Here is a 3,707-nt window from a genome sequence, read left to right on the forward strand (position 1 = left end):
CGTTTTTACCGGTTGATCTTGTAACGAGTGATCGCCGCCACCCCTCCCAGGGCCTCGAGCCTCTTTCCCGGCTCAAACTCCGAGCTGAAGACGACGACCCTTCCCCTGGCGTTCGTGACCGTCCTCATCAGCTCGTCGACCTCGGGCAATCGGAGCAGCTCATCGGAGACCATCAGGGTCTCGACCGCCCCCTGCTCTGCGACCGCCCTCACCTCGGCAGGACCGTAGGCGGCCCTGCCGTCGGTGGCGATCTCCCGGAGGAGGTCCTCGATCAGGGTCGTCTCCAGGGCGAGCCTGCTCTCCTCCAGGATCTTGTCTATCGCTCCCCGCCGGAGGACCTCCTGGAAGCCCGAGATCCCCATGGTGGTGGCGTCGTATAGGACTATCCTCGCGGCAAGGTCTGGATAGGTGGCGTCGATCCTCTTTTTCAGGTCCTCCTTGGTGAAGCCGGGCCCTGCCAGGATGACCCGCGAGCCGGAGACGGCAACCCTATTGAGCTCTCCGGCCACCTCGTCGAGGAACTCGGATCTTCTGTCGCCCCCTTTGCCGCCCATCCCCTTGCCGGCCCCTGCCCTCACCTCCGAGACGGTCTCGACACCGAACTGCCTTAGGACCCCTATCGCCGCCTCCCCCTCCTCGACGAGGGCGATCACCACCTTAGGCCTCTTCGACTCGGCTACGGCCTCTTTGATCCGGGCAAGCTCGTCGGGTCGCCAAACCTTGACGATGGAGACGTCGACCCCCGGCTCCAGGTTGAGGGTGTGGTAGCTGGCGACGTCCGGCCCCACCTCGATCACCCCGTGGACTCGGAGCCAGTTGGAGGAGGTGTGAAACTCCACCGACTCCGCCCTGATCCCCAGCCGGACGGGCCTTCGTTCGAGCTTCTCGGGCCGGAGCTTGTCGGTCGAGGCTGTCGCTTTTCTGTGGGTGAGGGCGAAGACGAGGTCGCCGGGGGCTATCAGGTACTTGAGGTGCCAGAGGTCGTCGATCGACTCGGGGACGAGGGATATCTCCCCCTCCTCGCCGCGCAGGCTCTTCTTCAGAACGCGCATGAGATACCCCTCTGATCAAAAGGCTTAAATGGATTGCCTGAAAAGGCAGGGTTCGAGCCGCCATAACTCAGTTGGTAGAGTGTCTGGCTGTTAACCAGATCGTCACAGGTTCGAGCCCTGTTGGCGGCGTCCAAAAACGTTTCTTGGGCCTGTAGCTTAGTCCGGTTAGAGCGCTCGGCTCATAACCGAGTGGTCGCCGGTTCAAATCCGGCCAGGCCCATCTTCTCAAAATACGATCAAAGTATGCTCGGAGATCAGCAGGTTGAGGCCTCTTCGGTCAGAGTTCTTGCGGCGACCTGCCAGGAGGATATCTTCTTCTTGTTGAGGCCGGTCTTCTCCGCCAGATCATCGGCCTCGGCTCCGGCGAGGTCGAGGGCGGTCTTGACCCCGGCGGCTTCGAGCTTCTCCAGGGTCTTGGGGCCGATCCCCGGGATCTTGGCGAGAAGGTCGACCTCGGCCTTCTTCTTCGCCTCCTCAGCCTTCTTCGCCTGCCACTGGTCGAAGTTGCACTTGGGGCAGCCCAAGTCCCAGGGCCTTTTGCCCTTGTTGATTATCCGGATGTGATACATCCCGTGCTCTTCACAGGTCTTGTCGGTGACGATGATCATGCCGAACTTGGGAAGGGGGAGCGTGTTGGTGCATTCGGGGTAGCCGGTACATCCTATGAACCTGCTGCCGCGCCGTCCCCTCCTGATGATCAGCTCTGACCCGCAGTTCGGACAGGTGCCCACGATCTTGTCGGTCCGCAGCCCATCCCGGAGGGTGGTCTCTATCTCCTCCTGGTGGCTGAGAAGGTCGTCGAAGACTGCGTCGAGCATCGACCTCGACTCCTCGATCACCGCCCCCTCTCCGATACGACCCTCGGCGATCTTCGTCATGTCCTCCTCCAGGGTCCTGGTCATCTCCGGCTTGGTGATGGTGGGCGAGTGGCGTTCAAGGGCATCGATCACCGCGTAAGCGGTGTTCGTCGGCTTCATGGGGTTGCCGTGGACGTAGGCTCTCGCATAGAGCTTGCTTATTATATCGTGCCTCGTCGACTTCGTACCCAGCCCCAGCTCGTCCATCAGCTTCACCAGCCTTCCCTGACCGTATCTCGAGGGGGGCTGAGTCTCCTTCTCGACGAGGTCTTTTCCCAGGACCGAGAGCCTCTCCCCCTCGGAGAGCTCGGGCAGGATCTGCTCGGCTGCCTTGCTGTAGGGGTAGCAGGCCCTCCACCCGGCCTCGACCTGTCGGGCGCCCATGGCCCGGAAGGGCTGGCCGCCGATGTCGAGCCTGACGTTCATGGTGATCCAGCGAGAGGGCTCGGAGAGGGTCGCCAAAAAGCGTCTGACTACCAGCTCGTAGATCTTCCACTGGTCGTCCTTCATATCCTTCTTGGTGGCCGGCTCCGTCGGGTATATGGGGGGGTGGTCGGTGGAGAACCTCTTTCCCCTGGTCGGCTTCATGGGCCCTTTCAGCACCTTCTCAGCGTCCTCCCGGAACGGCCCCCTCTTGAAGGCCGAGACCAGGGCCTTCAGGTCCAAGCTGGGCGGATAGACGGTGTTCTCGGTCCGAGGATAGCTTATGAACCCGCTGGTGTAGAGCCACTCGGCGATCCTCATGGCGTTGGATGCGGAGAAGCCGATGTTGCTTGCGGCGCTGATGAAGGCGGTGGTGTCGAAGGGGGCCGGGGGGCGATCGGTCCTCGTCTTCTCCTTTATCGAGACCACCTCGGCGACCTCGCCCAGCTCCTCAAATATCGATCTCGCCAGGTCGCCTTCCCATATCCTCCCCTTCTCGTGCTTGACCCGCAGCTCCTTCTCCAGGTCTGCATAGATCTCCCAGTAAGGCTGGGGCTTGAAGGCCTCGATCTCCTTCTCCCGATCGACGATCAGGGTCAGGGTGGGCGACTGGACCCTTCCCACCGAGAGGAAGCCCTTCCCCAGCCTTCCGGCGGTGATGGAGATGAACCGGGTGAGGGCCGCCCCCCAGATCAGGTCCACCACCTGCCTCGCCTCCCCGGAGGAGGCGAGGTCGTAGTCCACCTCGCCGGGGGAGTCGAAGGCGTCCATGATCTCGCCTTTGGTTATGGCGCTGAACCTGACCCGGTCGGATTTGACCCGGGCGTTCGCCTCTTCGACTATCCGGAGCGCCTCTACCCCGATCAGCTCCCCTTCCCGGTCGTAGTCGGTGGCGATGGTGATCTGATCGGCCTCCTCTCCGAGGTCGCGGAGGGCGGATACTATCTTCTCTTGGGTGGGCTTGGTCACCACCTCGGCCTGGATCAGGTCCCTGTAGCCGACCTTCTGCCAGTTGTTGTACCCGGGGGGGTAATCCACGCCGACTATATGGCCGGAGAGGCCCATGACCACCTTGTCGTCAAAATGGAAGGTCTCGATCCCGTGGACCCTTTTGACCTTGGGCTTGGAGGCGGCGAGAATTTGGGCGATCCGCTTGGCCACATTGTGCTTTTCCGCAATGATGAGATGCATCCGATCTCCGCCAGTTCTGGAGATGATATAAGTATTTATCGCAGCCTGCCATATTCACCTTTAAGGCTCCTCGGAGAGGGTGCGGGCGGCAGGCGTCTTCCACCCAGCGTTTCTGCTTTTCCCTCCCCCCGGCTCTCACCTCTCCCCCGCGGGGGTCTTCAACCGTCAGTTTACAGATGATACG

The 3,707-nt window shown here is 61.9% G+C and carries 2 protein-coding genes and 2 tRNA genes; 2 read left to right on the plus strand and 2 right to left on the minus strand.

Annotation, left to right across the window (positions count from 1 at the left end; translation table 11 throughout):
* Positions 1–5: 5 nt before the first annotated feature.
* Positions 6–1,052 carry an mRNA surveillance protein pelota gene (locus ACP5EL_RS09585; RefSeq protein ID WP_428402291.1) on the minus strand — a complete coding sequence of 349 codons (1,047 nt, stop codon included), beginning with the start codon at positions 1,050–1,052 and terminating at the stop codon, positions 6–8.
* A gap of 56 nt (positions 1,053–1,108) precedes the next feature.
* Here ACP5EL_RS09585 and ACP5EL_RS09590 point away from each other — a divergent pair.
* Together ACP5EL_RS09590 and ACP5EL_RS09595 are read left to right on the plus strand one after the other, a co-directional pair.
* Positions 1,109–1,181, plus strand: a tRNA-Asn gene (locus ACP5EL_RS09590).
* A 16-nt stretch (positions 1,182–1,197) separates the two neighbouring features.
* Positions 1,198–1,272 (plus strand) — tRNA-Ile (locus ACP5EL_RS09595).
* A 34-nt stretch (positions 1,273–1,306) separates the two neighbouring features.
* Here ACP5EL_RS09595 and ACP5EL_RS09600 read toward each other — a convergent pair.
* A complete protein-coding gene (locus ACP5EL_RS09600; protein ID WP_428402292.1) occupies positions 1,307–3,523 on the minus strand; it encodes a DNA topoisomerase I in 2,217 nt (738 codons plus the stop codon).
* Positions 3,524–3,707 lie beyond the last annotated feature (184 nt).

Source organism: Methanocrinis sp. (assembly GCF_049974945.1).
GTDB lineage: Archaea > Halobacteriota > Methanosarcinia > Methanotrichales > Methanotrichaceae > Methanocrinis.

Bases quoted from the DNA above. Each gene is read 5' to 3' on its own strand.
- ACP5EL_RS09585 (WP_428402291.1), bottom strand. From the start codon at position 1,052: ATGCGCGTTCTGAAGAAGAGCCTGCGCGGCGAGGAGGGGGAGATATCC.
- ACP5EL_RS09600 (WP_428402292.1), bottom strand. From the start codon at position 3,523: ATGCATCTCATCATTGCGGAAAAGCACAATGTGGCCAAGCGGATCGCC.